The sequence below is a fragment of the Micromonospora sp. BS32 genome, assembly GCF_059089345.1.
This window is the reverse complement of the sequence record NZ_JBSSHR010000005.1, coordinates 123,889-138,014: the sequence shown is the minus strand read 5'-3', so window position 1 is coordinate 138,014 and position 14,126 is coordinate 123,889. Positions and strand designations below refer to the sequence as shown.

Sequence of the window (14,126 nt, the reverse complement as noted above, 5' to 3'; positions counted from 1 at the left end):
CATCCGCCCGCCCTCGCTAACCGGATCATCCTTAACAGCTTGATCACGAAGGTCACACTGGACGGTTCCCGGCAGGTGAACGGTTGATTGCGTACCCGCTCGGGTTTCGCGTTCCACCGGGGCGGGGAGTTTTGTGCCGCAAGTGGTGAACAGCGTCGAGAGGGTCTGTGGAATGCGCACGTGCCGGGTGGGACTGGTAGGGGCCGGCGGGGTGGCACAACGTCACGCCCGCGTGTTGAGCGGTTTCGAGGACGTGGAACTGCTCGGGGTGACCGACGTGTCCCGGGACGCGGCGGCGGAGCTGTCCGGCGCGCACGGGGGGCAGGTCTTCACCGACATCGAGGGGCTGCTCGCGGCCGGGCCCGACGCGGTCTACGTCTGCGTGCCGCCGTTCGCCCACGGGCCGGTCGAGGAGATGGTCATCGCCGCCGGGGTACCGATGTTCGTGGAGAAGCCGGTCGCGGTCGACCTGGACACCGCCGAGCGGATCGCCGCGCTGGTCGAGCAGAAGGGGCTGCTGACCGCCGTCGGGCACCACTGGCGCTACCTGCACGTGGTGGAGCAGGCCCGCGAGCTGCTCGCCGGCCGCGAGATCCGGATGGTCAACGGCGCCTGGCTGGACAAGGTTCCGCCGGTGCCGTGGTGGGCGGTGCGGGACCGCTCCGGCGGCCCGGTCGTCGAGCAGGCCGCCCACGTGCTCGATCTGGTCCGCGTGCTGGTCGGCGAGGCGACCGAGGTGACCGCGTACGGCAACGGCACCCCGCCGCCGGTCGAGGGGGCCGACATCGACTCGGTCACCGCGGCCACCATGCGCTTCGCCGGCGGGGCCGTCGGCACCCTCGCCGCCGCCTGCGTCCTGACCTGGAAGCACCGGGCCGGGCTGGAGATCCTCGCCGACGGCCTGGCGCTGTCGCTGGCCGAGGACGGCCTGACCGTCCGCGACGCCGACGGGGAGCGCCGGATCGAGTCCGATCCGGACGGTGCCCGGGTGGCCGTCGACCGGGCCTTCATCGACGCGGTCACCGGAGTCGGCGACGACGTCCGGGTGCCGTACGCCGAGGCGCTGCGCACCCAGCGGCTCGCCCTCGCCGTCTCCGAGTCGGCCCGGACCGGTCGCAGCGTGACGCTGCCCACCGGCCCGGCCGCCGCGCCGCTGGCCGCGGCGGGGGTGAGCGTCGATGCGTGACCGGGTGGTGGCGGTCAGCGGCCCCGGCAAGGTCGAGCTGATCGAACAGGACGCGGGGGAACTGCCCGAGGGCAGCTTCCGGGTGGAGACCCTCTACAGCGGGGTCTCCGCCGGCACCGAACTGAGCTTCGTCAAGGGCACCAACCCCTACCTGAACGTCACCTGGAACGCCGACCTCGGGCTCTTCCAGCCCGGCGAGGCGAGCACCCCGTACCCGGTGACCCGGCTCGGCTACATGCAGGTCGGCCGGGTGGTGGAGAGCCGTACCCCGGCCATCGCCGTCGGCACGGTCGGCGCGATGACGTACGGCCACCGCAGCGGCTACGTCGCCGATCCGCTCGCCGAGCGGTTCGTCCCGCTCCCCGAGGACCTCGACCCGCTGCTCGGCGTCTACGTCGCGCACATGGGTCCGATCTGCGCCAACGGGGTGCTGCACGCTGCCGCCGACCTGTGCGGCGCGGACGTGCGCTCGCTCGGCGACGGGGTGCGCGGCCGCCGGGTCGCGGTGGTTGGAAGCGGCGTGGTGGCCCTGCTCACCGCCCTGTTCGCCAAGCGGCACGGCGCCGCCTCGGTGGTGGTGCTCGACCCGACGCCGCAGCGGCGCCAGGTGGCCGAGGCGCTCGGCCTGGAGACCCTCGACCCGGAGGCCGACGACCCGGCGGTGGTGCTCAAGACCCGGTGGAACCACTCCGCCGGCGACCGGGGCGCCGACGTGGTGTTCCAGTGCCGCGGCCAGGCCTGGGCGATGCAGCTCGCGCTGCGCCTGCTGCGCCCCCAGGGCACCGTGATCGACCTGGCCTTCTACCAGGGCGGCGCGGACGCCGTCCGGTTCGGCGAGGAGTTCCACCACAACGGGCTCTCGCTGCGCTGCGCCCAGATCGGCCGGGTCCCGCGCGGGCTCGCCCCGACCTGGGACCGGGAGCGGCTGTCCGCGGAGACCATCGACCTGCTCCGGCAGTACGGCGACCTGATCCGCAAGCACCTGGTGTCGGCGGTGGTCCCGCTCGAGGAGGCCCCGACGCTGCTCACCGAGCTGGCCGAGCGGCGCCGCTCGGAGCTCCAGGTGGTGTTCACCGGCTGACCACCGCCGGCTGGCGTACGGGAAGCGGACGGCGACTACCGTTTCGTCCATGACCACCGGAGCCGCCCGGCGCGGCGGCCTCGCCGCCCTCCTGCCCTACCTGCGCGCCCACCGCGGCACCCTCGCCGTGGTGGGCGCGTTGTCGCTCGCCGGCGCCGGCGCCTCGCTGGCCCAGCCGCTGCTCACCCGCGAGGTGCTCGACGCGCTGAGCGCCGCCCGGCCGGTGGCCGGCATCGTCGCCGTGCTGGTGGTGCTGGTGGTGCTCGGCGCGGCCCTCGGCGGACTCCGCGACTACCTGCTGCAACGCACCGCCGAGGGGGTCGTCCTCGGCACCCGCCGGCGGCTCGCCGGGCACCTGCTGCGGCTGCCCATCGCCGAGTACGACCGCCGCCGCACCGGCGACCTGCTGTCCCGGGTCGGCTCGGACACCACCCTGCTGCGCGCGGTGGTCACCTCCGGGCTCTTCGAGACCGTCACCGGGGCGGTGATGGTGGTCGGCGCGGGTACCGCGATGGCCCTGCTCGACCCGGTGGTGTTCGGGGTGACCCTGCTCGGGGTGGCCGCCGGCATCGGCTTCGCGGTCACCTTCGCCCGCCGGGTGCGCGGGCTGTCCCGCGCCGCCCAGGAGCGGATCGGCGAGATGACCTCCGCGGTCGAGCGGGCCATCTCCGGCGCCCGGACCATCCGGGCCGCCCGGGCCGAGGACCGGGAGGCGGCCGCGGTCTCCGCGAGCGCCGAGGAGGCGTACGCGGCCGGGCTGCTGGTGGCCCGGGTGCAGGCGTTCGTCGGGCCCGCCAGCACGGTCACCATCCAGGGGGCGTTCCTGCTGGTCCTCGGCGTCGGCGGGGCCCGGGTGGCGGCCGGGGCGATCACCGTCGGCGACCTGGTGGCCTTCGTGATGTTCCTGTTCTTCCTGGTGCTGCCGCTGGGTCAGGCGGTGCACGCGTACACCCAGCTGCAGACCGGGCTGGGCGCCCTGCAGCGGATCGAGGAGATCCTCGACGTACCCGTGGAGGGGGGCGCGGGCGCGGACGCCGCGGCGCCGGCGGCGCCCCCGCCGGCCCGCGGTCCGGCGGTGATCGAGTTCGACGGGGTCGGGTTCGGCTACCCGGGCGGCGAGGCGGTGCTGCACGAGGTGAGCTTCACCGTGCCGGCGGGCACCCGCACCGCCCTGGTCGGCCCCTCCGGCGCCGGCAAGTCGACGCTGTTGGCACTGGTCGAACGCTTCTACGAGGTCACCGCCGGGTCGCTGCGTCTGGACGGCGTCGACGTCCGCCGGCTGCCCCGTGACGCGCTGCGGGCCCGGCTCGGCTACGTGGAGCAGGAGGCTCCCGTGCTGGCCGGCACGCTGCGGGAGAACCTGCTGATCGGCGCCCCCACCGCCACCGACGCCGCGCTGCTCGCCGCCCTCGACGACGTCAACCTCGCCCATCTCGCCGAGCGGACCGCCGACGGGCTGGACGTCCAGGTCGGCGAGGGCGGGGTGTTGCTCTCCGGCGGGGAGCGGCAGCGGCTGGCGATCGCCCGGACGCTGCTCGCCGGCCCGCCGGTGCTGCTGCTCGACGAGCCGACCAGCAACCTGGACGCCCGCAACGAGGCAGCGCTGCGCCGGGCCATCGACGCGGTGGCCCACCGGCGCACCCTGTTGATCGTGGCGCACCGGCTCGCCACGGTGGTCGACGCCGACCAGATCGTGGTGCTCGACGCCGGCCGGGTGGTCGCCGTCGGCACCCACGAGGAATTGACCGTCACCAGCCCGCTCTACCGCGAGCTGGCCGCCCATCAGCTGCTGGTGAGCTGACCGATCACGGCTGCCCTGAGCTGCGTAAACGTCCGGCGGTTCGGATATCGGGCCGGCCCTCGACGAGCCGGGCAGCGATCTGCGGGTCGATTCGCGTACCGTTGCCGCTCATGGGTGTGTCGCAACGGTTCAAGAGCAGGTTCCGGCGGTTCCTCCAGCGCCCGGGGACGACGGTCGACCTGGCCCCGCTGGAGAAGCTGCTGCCGCGGATCGCGGCGCGCGAGGATGAGCTACAGGCGCTCGACGACGCCGCGCTCACCGAGGCCGCCGGCACCGCGACCGAGTACGCGGAGATCTGCGCCATCGGCCGCGAGGCCGCCCGCCGCGGCCTGGACCAGCGGCCGTACGACGTGCAGTTGCTCGGTGCGATGGCGCTGCTCTCCGGCAAGGTCGTCGAGATGGCCACCGGTGAGGGCAAGACCCTCACCGCCACCGTCGCCGCCTACGGGCACGTCCGGCTGGGCAACGGGCCGGTGCACGTGCTCACGGTCAACGACTACCTGGCCCGCCGGGACGCCGAGTGGATGGCCCCGGTCTACCGGCTGCTCGGGCTGACCGTCGGCTGGGTCAACGAGGCCTCCACCCCGGAGGAACGGCGCACCGCGTACGGCTGCGACGTCACCTACGTCTCGGTCAGCGAGGCCGGCTTCGACTTCCTCCGCGACCAGCTCGTCACCGACCTCGCCGACCGGGTGCAGCCGCCGCTGAAGACCGCCATCGTCGACGAGGCCGACTCGATCCTGATCGACGAGGCCCGGGTGCCGATGGTCCTCGCCGGCGCGGTCGCCGGCGAGCAGGACCCGGTGCACGCCGCGGCTGCCCTGGTCCGGGGCCTGCGCAGGGGCAAGCACTACACCGTCGCCGAGGACGGCCGCAGCGTCGCTTTCACCACCGAGGGCCTGGCCACCGTCGAGGCCAGGCTCGGCGGCATCGACCTGTACGACACCGAGCACGTCGGGCAGCTCTCCGCGGTGAACGTGGCGCTGCACGCGCAGGCCCTGCTGCACCGCGACGTCGACTACATCGTCCGGGAGGGTTCGGTCGAGCTGATCGACGAGATGCGCGGCCGGGTCGCCCAGCGCCGCCGCTGGCCGGACGGTCTCCAGGCCGCCGTCGAGGCGAAGGAGGGGCTGGACGCGACCGCCGAGGGCGAGGTGCTCGGCACCATCGCCGTGCAGGCGTACATCGCCCTGTACCCGACGGTCTGCGGGATGACCGCGACCGCGGTGCTGGTCGGCGACCAGCTGCGGGAGTTCTTCGGCCTGGAGGTGGCGGTGATCCCGCCGAACACCCCCTGCGTCCGGGAGGACGAGCCGGACCGGATCTACGCCACCCGGGCGGAGAAGGAGGAGGCGCTGATCGACGAGATCAAGCGCTGCCACGCCGCCGGCCGGCCGGTGCTGGTCGGCACCCTCGACGTCAAGGAGTCCGAGGGGCTGGCCGCCGGCCTGAACGCCGCCGGGGTGCCCTGCGTGGTGCTCAACGCCAAGAACGACGACGAGGAGGCGGCGATCATCGCCGAGGCCGGCGCGTACGCGGCGGTCACCGTCTCCACCCAGATGGCCGGCCGGGGCGTGGACATCCGCCTCGGCGGCAGCGACCAGGCCGACCAGGAGCGGGTCGCCGAGCTGGGCGGCCTGTACGTGATCGGCAGCGGCCGGCACGACAGCCGCCGGGTCGACGACCAGCTGCGCGGCCGGGCCGGCCGGCAGGGCGACCCCGGTGGGTCGGTCTTCTTCGTCAGCCTGGAGGACGACCTGGTCGTCCGGCACGCCGGTGACACCATCCCGGCATCGCCGCGGATGAACGCCGACGGCCTGGTCACCGACGAGCAGGTCGACTACGCGGTGGAGCACGCCCAGCGGGTCGCCGAGGGCGTCAACCACGAGATCCACCGCAACACCTGGCGCTACAGCGTGGTGATCGAGCAGCAGCGCAAGGCCCTCGCCGAACGGCGGGAGCGGCTGCTCACCTCCGACATCGCGGCGCTGATGCTGCTCGACCGGGTGCCGGAGAAGGCCGGCGAGATGGACGAGGACCTGCTCGCCAGGGTGGCCCGCTCGATCGCCCTGTTCCACCTCGACCGGCTCTGGGCCGAGCACCTGGCCGAGCTGTCCGAGGTCCGCGAGGGCGTGCACCTGCGGGCGCTGGGCCGCCTGGACCCGCTGGACGAGTTCCACCGGGCCGCCGTCCCGGCCTTCAACGACCTGGTCCCGGAGATCGAGCGGCGCACCATCGCCACCTTCGAGGAGACCGAGTTCGAGGAGGACTGGGAGCCGGACGCCGCCAAGCTGGTCCGGCCCACCGCCACCTGGACGTACCTGGTGCACGACAACCCGTTCGGCTCCGAGCTGGACCGGCTGATCGCCTCCGTGGGCCGGCGGCTCTCCGCCGCTCGCTGACCGGGTAAAGGGGGCCCGACCGGCGTCGACCGCGCCGGTGGGGCCCCCTTTACCGGTTTCGGTCCTGGTTTGCGAGGGTAGTAGGCCGGGGCTCATGACACGGGGGAGAGATCACAACGATGGCACAGGCAATGGCGCCGGTGACCCGCAGCTGGTGGTGCGCGGGAGCGCTGGGCCGGTGAACCTGGATACGCGGGAGCCGATGACCGACACCCTGGGTGTGCTGGAGACCGCCGCCCTGCTGCGGGAACTCACCGCCGGCCTGATCGCGGTCGACAACTTCGACGAGGCCCTGACGCAGCTCGTCCGGATCGCCCGGGACGCCGTGCCGGAGGTCACCTGGTGCGGTTTCACCGCGCTGCGGGCCGGCGAGCCGGCCGGGGTGGCGGCCTCCGATCCGCGCCTGGCGGAGCTGGACGACCTGCGGCTCGGCCCGGAGTCGCCGGCGATGAGCGCGATCCGTCGCCGCGAGATGACCATCGCGGAGGACCTGGCCGCCGACGACCGGTGGCCGGCCTGGACGGCCCGGGCCGCGGGCCTGGGCGTCCGCGGGGTGATCTCCGCGCCGGTGGACGTCGACGAGCAGGTGATCGGCGCGATCAACCTGTACGCCGACGCGACCGGCCGGCTCACCCCCCGCCACCAGCTCACCGCGATGCTCCTCGCCGAGCACGCGGGTCTGCTGCTCGCCGCCGTCAGAGACCGGGCCCGGCAGGCCGCGCAGGCCGGCGAGCTGGACGGCTCACTGCTCGGTGAGGGCGTCGTCGGGCAGGCCATCGGCGTGATCATGACGCAGCGCGGCTGCCCGGCGGCGGAGGCCCTCGACGTGCTGCGCACCGCCGCGTCGTCGCTGGACATCCCGCTGCGGGAGGTGGCCGAGCGGCTGGTCGCCACGGTCTCCCGTCCCCGGGTGGGTTGAGCCCCGACCGGCCCCGACCGGCCGGTCGGTTGCGTCACGCCGGTCGGGCGCGTCGTTTCGTCCCGGTGGCGGCCGGGTAGCACCCTGGACTCGTGCGCTGTCCGATCCTGGGGAGGAACTGATGGAGAGCCGCCTACGCGTGCAGGGACATCCCATCCAACCGATGCTGGTCACGTTCCCCTTCGGGTTGTTCGTCAGCGCCACGCTGTTCGACCTGGCCGACGTGGCCGGCGGCCCGGCCTTCCTGGGTGAGGTGGGCTACTGGACGGCGGTCGCCGCCCTGGTCGCCGCCGCGCTGGCCGGGGTGGCCGGCATGGTGGACCTCTGGGACGTGCGTCCCAGCCGGGGCCGCCGCACCATGGTCACCTTCAACATGGTCAATGCCGGCATGGCGGCGCTGTTCCTGCTGGCCTGCCTGATCCGGGCCGACGCCCCGCAGCGCGGCGCCACCGGCGTGCTGGTGGTCACCGAGCTGGTGGCCCTGGTCGTCGGCGCGGTGGGCGTCCGGCTCGGCGCCCGGCTGATGCGGCAGTTCGACGCCGGCCGGCGCGAACCGAGCGGCTTCGAGGCGCTGGACGGGGTGCCGGGCGGCGCCACCGTGGAGATCGTCCGCCCCCGCGCCTGAGCCGGTCGCCGCCGCCCGGCGGGACGCGGAATCCGGTTGCCGGTGCGGCGCGGGGCGGCCACGCTGGCCGGATGTCCGAGCGCGCCTTCACCGAACTGGTCGCCGAGGCGGCCGCCGCCCCGGTCGACGGCTGGGGCTTCTCGTGGTTGGACGGCCGGGCCACCGAGGAACGCCCGCCGTGGGGTTACACCCGCCTCGTCGCGGCCCGGATGGCCGAGGCGAGCGCGGCCCTGGACATCGACACCGGCGGGGGAGAGGTGCTGGCCGAGGTGCCGCACCCGCCGAAGCTGCTGATCGCCACCGAGGCCTGGCCGCCGAACGTCGCGGTGGCCCGACAGACCCTGGGCACCCTCGGTGCCCGGGTGGTGCAGGTCGGCACCGCACCGCCGCTGCCCTTCCGCGACGGCGTCTTCGACCTGGTCACCAGCCGGCATCCGGTGGAGACCTGGTGGGCCGAGATCGCCCGGGTGCTGCGCCCCGGCGGGCGCTACCTCTCCCAGCAGATCGGCGCGGGCACCATGCGGGAGCTGAGCGAGGCGATCCTCGGTCCGCTGCCGCCGCCGGCCCACCGCCACCCGGAGCAGGCGGTGGCCGCGGCCCACGCCGCCGGGCTGCGGGTGGTCCGTCTGGAGCCGGCCACCCTGAGCGCGGTGTTCCACGACATCGGCGCGGTGGTCTGGTTCCTGCGCAAGGTGGTCTGGACCGTGCCCGGCTTCGACGTCGAGCGGTACCGGCCGGAGCTGGAGCGGCTGCACGCGCGGATCCGCGCCGACGGGCCGTTCGTCGCCCACGCGCGGCGGTTCCTGGTCGAGGCGGTCAAGCCGGGCTAGCCGGCGGCCACCGCCGCCACGGTTCGCCGGGCCCGGCGGCCGCGTCACCGAAGGTGGGCGTGTCGCAACGAACCGGGTGCCACGCCGAGCGCGGGGTACCCGAACGTGGGCGCGCCGGCGACGGCCGCGTCGGTGCCCCCGGTCAGCGGTGGGCGTCGGCGTGGTGCGCGGCGAGTACGTCCGCGCCGAAGTCGCTGGCCGGTCGGCGCAGCACGGTGTGCGCGTGGTTGCCGTCGTCGGTGGTGTTGTCGTACTCGATCAGCAGGTCGTCGCCCTGGACCCGGTAGTAGTGCCGGCCGCCCGGTCTGGTCGACCCGGCCCAGGCGAAGTGCCGTTCGGCGCCGGCGAGCCGGTCGGCCTCCTTGGTGGCCAGCTCGGCGGGGAGCCGGTCCAGGTAGAGCGCGACCAACTGGTCCAGCAGCGCCCGGCCGGTGGGACCGAGCCGCCCGGCCGGCACGCCCAGCGGGGTCAGCGGCGCGGCGACCGACGGCCGGGTCGCGCTGATGATGTCGGCGGGCGCCTCATCGGCGACGATCGCCGCCGCCCGGCCCGCCGGGCCGATCGCCGCCAGCAGCTCGCGGGCCAGGTCCTCCTCCACCCCCAGCGGACGGGAGACCGGCCGCCCGGCGTGCCGCACGGTGGCCGGGTTGGCACCGAGGAAGACCGGGGCGGGGGAGACCTGGTCGTCGGCCACGGTCATGGTGACCGACAGGTGGTGCCCCTCGAACCGCCACGTCCACCGATCGTCGCGGGCCGGGTCGCCGAAGACGGCGACCCAGTAGTCGCCGCTGTGCCGGCCGCGCCGCCAGCCCTCCGCCCGGTCCAGCACCTCCTCCAGCGCCACCACGGTCATGGCCTGGGCGTACGCGGCGGGGCTGAGCGCGGTGGCCAACAGCCGGTGGGCGGCCTTGCGGCCGGCGACGTCGAGGTCGGCGAGGCACACCCCGGGCCGGGGGCGCGGTCGGTACTCCAGCCAGCGCCGCCGGTCGTCGTCGAACGCGTGGGTGGCGGCCGCGCGCGCCGGCTCGTCGAGGGCCGTCAGCAGCGCGGTGGCCGCCTGGCGCATCTGCTCGGGTACGGGATCCTCCACCGCCCCTGTATACCGGCTGACGGCGGCCCCCGCCCGGGTTGTGCGTCAGCGCGACGTCAGCAGGGTCAGCATCTCGGGCAGGTCGAAGAAACGGGCGGTCTTCGCCGCCGACGGACCGCCGTGCTCGGGGTCGGCGCCCGCGTCGAGCAGCGCCCGTACCGCCTCGAGGTTCTGCCGGAACACCGCGGCGGCGAGCGCGGTCTGGCCCCGGTCGTTGACCCGGGTGTGGTCGGCGCCGCGGGCGAGCAGGGCCGCCACCGTGTCGGGATGGGCGTGGTACGCGCCGGCGGCCGCTCCGCCGTGGACCCGCGCGTCCCAGCATTCGGTATTACCTACTAAACCTATAGGCTTTACCTCCTAAACTGGACCCCGCAGGCGCCATCCGGGGAGACACCATGACCAGCACGCACGCCACCGACCTGCTCGCCGTCGCCGACCGGTACGCCGACCCGACCACGTGGACGGTCCCGCTCCGCTTCGACCGGGCCACCCGCTGGTACGCCCGGCTCGCCGTCGCCGTCGACCACGAGGTGTGGGCGCTGAGCTGGCTGCCCGGCCAGGGCACCGACCTGCACGACCACGGCGGCTCCTCCGGGGCGTTCCTGGTGGTCGCCGGTGAGCTCACCGAGGAGACCGTCTCCGCCGGCCGGCTGCGCCCGCACCGGCTCGCGGTCGGTGCCGGCCGCCGGTTCGGACCCCGCCACGTGCACGTGGTCACCAACCGTGGTGAGCAGCCCGCGGTGAGCGTGCACGTCTACCGCCCGGCGCTGCGCCGGATGACCCATTACCGGCTGGTCGACGGCCACCTACGGGTCGCCGAGGTGGCCCGGGCCGGCGTCGCCTGGTGACCACCGACCCCCGACCGACCCGTCGGCACGCCCATGGAAGGACCGCGAGGATGCCGCAGCACGCCACCCGTACCGAGAACTGTCCGGCGCCGCCGCCCGGATCGCGCGGCATCGATGAGATCCTCGCCGCCGCCCGGGCCCGGCTGCGCCGGCTCGACCCCGAGCAGGCGCACCTGGCGTACCGTCGGGGCGCGCTGATGGTCGACATCCGGCCGGCCGCCCAGCGGGCCGCGCACGGCACCGTGCCGGGGTCCTTGGTGATCGAGCGGAACGTGCTGGAGTGGCGGCTGGACCCGCGCTGCCCGGCCCGGCTGCCCGAGGCGGTCGGCTACGACCGGCCGGTGCTGGTCATCTGCCAGGAGGGCTACACCTCGTCGCTGGCCGCCGCCGCCCTCCAGGACCTCGGCCTGCACCGGGCCACCGATGTGGTCGGCGGCTTCGTCGCCTGGCGGATCGCCGGCCTGCCCACGCTCGGCCCTACCCCGACGCACCGTTCCCCGTCCGTCGCGCCCCCGGTGACCGCCGGCCGGGCGCCGTACTGACCGCCGCGCTCCACCGGGCGCGGCGGACGGCACCGCTGATCCAGGAGGCTCCCATGCCCGTCGTCGCCATCACCTCGCGCCCGCACCCGCCGGGCCGCCCCGACCGGGTGCCGCCGAGCCGGCCCCGGTCCACCCCGGCGCTGACCATCACCATCGACCTGGCCGCGGCGGCGCTGTCGCCCCGGCTGGCCCGCCTGGTCGACCTCCTCGGCGAGCTGGCCGAGACGGGGGAGGGGATGATCCGGTCGACGGAACCCGCCCCCGGCCGGGTCGTCGCGGCCCTGCCCGGTCCCCGCCCGGCGGCCGTGCCGCCGGAGGACGAGGACCCGGACGTGCTGCGGGTGCTCGCCGGCTCCCGGGTGGTCCGCCAGGGTGACCGGGAGATCCCACTCACCCGCATCGAGTTCGAGCTGCTGCTCTTCCTGGCCGAGCACCCGCGCCGGGTGTTCACCCGGCTCCAGCTGCTGGCCAGCGTGTGGGGGTACGAGCACGCGGTCGCCCGGACCGTCGACGTGCACGTGCGCCGGCTGCGCGCCAAGCTCGGCCCCGACACCCCGCTGGTCACCACCGTGTACGGGGTGGGCTACCGGCTCGCCGACGACGCCCGGGTACGCGTCGACCGGTTCCGCTGAGTACCGGCGCCCGGGCTGTCCGGCCGGACAGCCCGGCCGACCGTCCTGTCCGGACCGCTGACCAGCCACTGTGACCGGGGTGGGGACCCCCGGGGGTCGGACGGTCGGATGGTTCTGCTGTAATCATCTCGCTCGTACGCAGAGCGAGGGTTCGGCTGCGATGTGTTCGCCAATTGTCACATTCATGCAACGCGGCCGCCCCTTGACCCTCGCTCAGGGGCCGGGAAGCATCGATGAAGCGGCGTCCCGGGCCGTGGGATTACCCGGACCAGCCAAGGAGGACCATGTCGGTCAGCCCCGCCTCGTCGCGCGCCGGATGGCATACGTCCCAGCCTGCGGTCCCCGGTCGTCCCCCCGGTGGCCAGCGTCGTCCGGCCAACACGGCCGCGCCCGTGCTCACCGTGACCCTCTCGATCCCGCTGGCCTGCGAGGAGTCGCTCACCCCGCCGGCCCGCCGGTTGCTGGAGGCCGCCCGGGAGATGCTGGAGCGGGGCGAGGGAACCATCTCCACCAGCGGCGTCCCGGCCGAGCGCCGACCCGAACAGGTCCCCGCCGGCCGCTCCCCGGGCCGGGCGCTCGCGCCGACCATCCCCGCCCTGCACATCCTGGCCTCCTCCCGCTCGGTGCTGCGCGACGGTGAGCCGCTGCCGCTGACCCGGCTGGAGTTCGACCTGCTGCTGCACCTGGTGGCGCACCCGCGCCGGGTGTTCACCCGGCTGCAACTGCTCAACGCCGTCTGGGGCTACGAGCACGCCGGGGTGCGTACCGTCGACGTGCACGTGCGCCGGCTGCGCGGCAAGGTCGGTGTGGACGTCCCGCTGGTCACCACCGTCTACGGGGTGGGCTACCGGCTCGCCGACGACGCCCGGGTCACCATCGACCGCACCGGCTGAACCGACCGACGCCGCGCCGTCGCCCGGCAGCACCGGGACCGGTCGGGGCACCATGGTCGGATGCGCGTCCGTCCCATCTCGCCCGACCGGCTCGTCGACGAACTGACCGAGCGGCTGCTCGCCGCCGCCAAGGACCTGGCCGCCGCCGGTGACGACGCGGGCGGCCGGCTGCGGGTCGCCGTGGACGGCCCGCCGGCCGCCGGCCCGGAGCGGCTCGCCGCCGCGTTGGTCGACCCGCTGCGCGCGCTCGGGCGCCCGGTGCTGCACGTACGCGCGGAGGACTTCCTGCGTCCGGCCTCGATCCGCTTCGAGCACGGCCGGACCAACCCGGACTCGTACTACGAGGGCTGGACCGACGAGGCCGGGCTGCGCCGGGAGGTGCTCGACCCGGCCGGCCCCGGCGGCTCCGGACGGGTCCTGCCGTCGCTCTGGGACGCCGCCAGCGACCGGGCCAGCCGGGCCGGCTACGTCGAGCTGGCGCCCGGCGGCGTGCTGCTGGTCAGTGGGGCGCTGCTGCTCGGCGGGGGCCTCCCCTTCGACCTGACGATCCATCTGCTGCTCTCGCCGGCGGCGCTGGCCCGGCGGACCGACCCGGAGCAGCGGTGGCGCCTGCCGGCCTTCGACCGGTACGCCGACGAGGTGGCGCCGGCCTCCTTCGCCGACGTGGTGGTCCGCGCCGACGACCCCCGTCACCCCGCGCTGATGGAGTCGGACGAACCGGCCGAGTGAGGACGGAAATTCGTCGGTTTGATCGACTCCGGGGGCGGGTAATCGCCCGGCTCACAGGGCACGGGTGATCTCACCCGTGCGGACCGTATTCCCGGGGCCGGCAGCTCCCGGAGAGCCGAGGCTCCACGAAAGGCAGGCAGCGATGCTCGTCCACGACACGGTCGGTACGGGCCGATCCCAGGCGGAGATCGACCAGATCCGGCTCTCCCTGCAGGCCCGCTACGACGAGCTGTCCGCGGAGTACGAGCAGGCGGTCACGCAGAGCCACGTACTGCGGCTGGTGGAGGTCGGCGACACCGCCGGCGACGACCAGGCCGACAGCGGCACCAAGACCGCGGAGCGGGACACCGCCCAGTCGTTGCTGCGGACCATCCTCGACCGGCGGACCCAGTTCGAGCACGCGCTCTCCCGGCTCGACGAGGGCACCTACGGCTTCTGCGAGGGGTGCGGCGCACCCATCCCGGTCGAGCGGCTGGAGATCTTCCCCTCGGCCACCGCCTGCGTGACCTGCAAGCAGAACCGGGAGCGCCGGGCGGCCTGAGCGGGCG

General features: G+C 74.8%; 15 protein-coding genes. 13 read left to right on the top strand and 2 right to left on the bottom strand.

Going from position 1 to position 14,126, the window contains the following annotated elements; all coding sequences use genetic code 11:
* The first annotated feature begins 172 nt into the window (after positions 1 to 172).
* From AC5RWQ_RS10375 to AC5RWQ_RS10345, 7 genes are all read left to right on the top strand, one after another.
* On the top strand, positions 173 to 1,186 hold the full coding sequence (locus tag AC5RWQ_RS10375) for a Gfo/Idh/MocA family protein (protein ID WP_494282514.1): 1,014 nt from the start codon (positions 173 to 175) through the stop codon (positions 1,184 to 1,186).
* Positions 1,179 to 2,267: a zinc-binding dehydrogenase gene (locus tag AC5RWQ_RS10370; protein WP_494282513.1), complete on the top strand. Its 1,089-nt coding sequence runs from the start codon at positions 1,179 to 1,181 to the stop codon at positions 2,265 to 2,267. The genes AC5RWQ_RS10375 and AC5RWQ_RS10370 overlap by 8 nt, the downstream gene beginning before the upstream one ends.
* A 49-nt stretch (positions 2,268 to 2,316) precedes the next feature.
* Positions 2,317 to 4,068, top strand: a complete 1,752-nt coding sequence (locus AC5RWQ_RS10365) for an ABC transporter ATP-binding protein (RefSeq protein WP_494282512.1) — start codon at positions 2,317 to 2,319, stop codon at positions 4,066 to 4,068.
* Positions 4,069 to 4,178: 110 nt separating this feature from the next.
* Complete coding sequence (gene secA2 / locus AC5RWQ_RS10360) at positions 4,179 to 6,470, top strand: accessory Sec system translocase SecA2 (protein WP_494282511.1); 2,292 nt, start codon at positions 4,179 to 4,181, stop codon at positions 6,468 to 6,470.
* A 178-nt stretch (positions 6,471 to 6,648) separates the two neighbouring features.
* Positions 6,649 to 7,389, top strand: coding sequence for a GAF and ANTAR domain-containing protein (locus AC5RWQ_RS10355; protein ID WP_494282510.1), 741 nt, complete (start codon positions 6,649 to 6,651; stop codon positions 7,387 to 7,389).
* A gap of 121 nt (positions 7,390 to 7,510) precedes the next feature.
* Entirely contained in the window at positions 7,511 to 8,014 is a 504-nt protein-coding gene (locus AC5RWQ_RS10350) for a DUF2231 domain-containing protein (RefSeq protein WP_494282509.1), read from the top strand.
* 71 nt (positions 8,015 to 8,085) lie between these two features.
* Entirely contained in the window at positions 8,086 to 8,844 is a 759-nt protein-coding gene (locus AC5RWQ_RS10345) for a class I SAM-dependent methyltransferase (protein ID WP_494282508.1), read from the top strand.
* Between the two features lie 142 nt (positions 8,845 to 8,986).
* Here AC5RWQ_RS10345 and AC5RWQ_RS10340 read toward each other — a convergent pair whose 3' ends face one another.
* Both AC5RWQ_RS10340 and AC5RWQ_RS10335 read right to left on the bottom strand, forming a co-directional pair.
* The gene (locus AC5RWQ_RS10340; RefSeq protein WP_494282710.1) at positions 8,987 to 9,910 is read right to left on the bottom strand and encodes a DUF3500 domain-containing protein; all 924 of its coding nucleotides are present in this window, start codon (positions 9,908 to 9,910) and stop codon (positions 8,987 to 8,989) included.
* Positions 9,911 to 9,979: 69 nt separating this feature from the next.
* Positions 9,980 to 10,279 carry an ankyrin repeat domain-containing protein gene (locus AC5RWQ_RS10335; protein ID WP_494282709.1) on the bottom strand — a complete coding sequence of 100 codons (300 nt, stop codon included), beginning with the start codon at positions 10,277 to 10,279 and terminating at the stop codon, positions 9,980 to 9,982.
* A 50-nt stretch (positions 10,280 to 10,329) separates the two neighbouring features.
* On the opposite strand from AC5RWQ_RS10335, the gene AC5RWQ_RS10330 reads away from it, so the two are divergent.
* The 6 genes from AC5RWQ_RS10330 to AC5RWQ_RS10305 all read left to right on the top strand — a co-directional run bounded on the left by AC5RWQ_RS10330 (position 10,330) and on the right by AC5RWQ_RS10305 (position 14,119).
* The gene (locus tag AC5RWQ_RS10330) at positions 10,330 to 10,782 is read left to right on the top strand and encodes a cysteine dioxygenase (RefSeq protein ID WP_494282507.1); all 453 of its coding nucleotides are present in this window, start codon (positions 10,330 to 10,332) and stop codon (positions 10,780 to 10,782) included.
* Positions 10,783 to 10,832: 50 nt separating this feature from the next.
* The gene (locus tag AC5RWQ_RS10325) at positions 10,833 to 11,324 is read left to right on the top strand and encodes a rhodanese-like domain-containing protein (RefSeq protein ID WP_494282506.1); all 492 of its coding nucleotides are present in this window, start codon (positions 10,833 to 10,835) and stop codon (positions 11,322 to 11,324) included.
* A gap of 140 nt (positions 11,325 to 11,464) precedes the next feature.
* Entirely contained in the window at positions 11,465 to 11,956 is a 492-nt protein-coding gene (locus AC5RWQ_RS10320) for a winged helix-turn-helix domain-containing protein (protein WP_494282708.1), read from the top strand.
* Positions 11,957 to 12,240: 284 nt separating this feature from the next.
* Positions 12,241 to 12,849, top strand: coding sequence for a winged helix-turn-helix domain-containing protein (locus AC5RWQ_RS10315; RefSeq protein ID WP_494282505.1), 609 nt, complete (start codon positions 12,241 to 12,243; stop codon positions 12,847 to 12,849).
* 60 nt (positions 12,850 to 12,909) lie between these two features.
* A complete protein-coding gene (locus tag AC5RWQ_RS10310) occupies positions 12,910 to 13,578 on the top strand; it encodes a nucleoside/nucleotide kinase family protein (RefSeq protein WP_494282504.1) in 669 nt (222 codons plus the stop codon).
* Positions 13,579 to 13,720: 142 nt separating this feature from the next.
* Entirely contained in the window at positions 13,721 to 14,119 is a 399-nt protein-coding gene (locus tag AC5RWQ_RS10305) for a TraR/DksA family transcriptional regulator (protein ID WP_494282503.1), read from the top strand.
* Positions 14,120 to 14,126 lie beyond the last annotated feature (7 nt).

What these genes read in the sequence shown, in the direction of transcription:
- AC5RWQ_RS10340 (WP_494282710.1), bottom strand. Translation starts at nt 9,910, where the DNA reads ATGCGCCAGGCGGCCACCGCGCTGCTGACGGCCCTCGACGAGCCGGCG.
- secA2 (WP_494282511.1), top strand. Translation starts at nt 4,179, where the DNA reads ATGGGTGTGTCGCAACGGTTCAAGAGCAGGTTCCGGCGGTTCCTCCAG.
- AC5RWQ_RS10305 (WP_494282503.1), top strand. Translation starts at nt 13,721, where the DNA reads ATGCTCGTCCACGACACGGTCGGTACGGGCCGATCCCAGGCGGAGATC.
- AC5RWQ_RS10345 (WP_494282508.1), top strand. Translation starts at nt 8,086, where the DNA reads ATGTCCGAGCGCGCCTTCACCGAACTGGTCGCCGAGGCGGCCGCCGCC.
- AC5RWQ_RS10315 (WP_494282505.1), top strand. Translation starts at nt 12,241, where the DNA reads ATGTCGGTCAGCCCCGCCTCGTCGCGCGCCGGATGGCATACGTCCCAG.
- AC5RWQ_RS10325 (WP_494282506.1), top strand. Translation starts at nt 10,833, where the DNA reads ATGCCGCAGCACGCCACCCGTACCGAGAACTGTCCGGCGCCGCCGCCC.
- AC5RWQ_RS10370 (WP_494282513.1), top strand. Translation starts at nt 1,179, where the DNA reads ATGCGTGACCGGGTGGTGGCGGTCAGCGGCCCCGGCAAGGTCGAGCTG.
- AC5RWQ_RS10350 (WP_494282509.1), top strand. Translation starts at nt 7,511, where the DNA reads ATGGAGAGCCGCCTACGCGTGCAGGGACATCCCATCCAACCGATGCTG.
- AC5RWQ_RS10365 (WP_494282512.1), top strand. Translation starts at nt 2,317, where the DNA reads ATGACCACCGGAGCCGCCCGGCGCGGCGGCCTCGCCGCCCTCCTGCCC.
- AC5RWQ_RS10375 (WP_494282514.1), top strand. Translation starts at nt 173, where the DNA reads ATGCGCACGTGCCGGGTGGGACTGGTAGGGGCCGGCGGGGTGGCACAA.
- AC5RWQ_RS10310 (WP_494282504.1), top strand. Translation starts at nt 12,910, where the DNA reads ATGCGCGTCCGTCCCATCTCGCCCGACCGGCTCGTCGACGAACTGACC.
- AC5RWQ_RS10330 (WP_494282507.1), top strand. Translation starts at nt 10,330, where the DNA reads ATGACCAGCACGCACGCCACCGACCTGCTCGCCGTCGCCGACCGGTAC.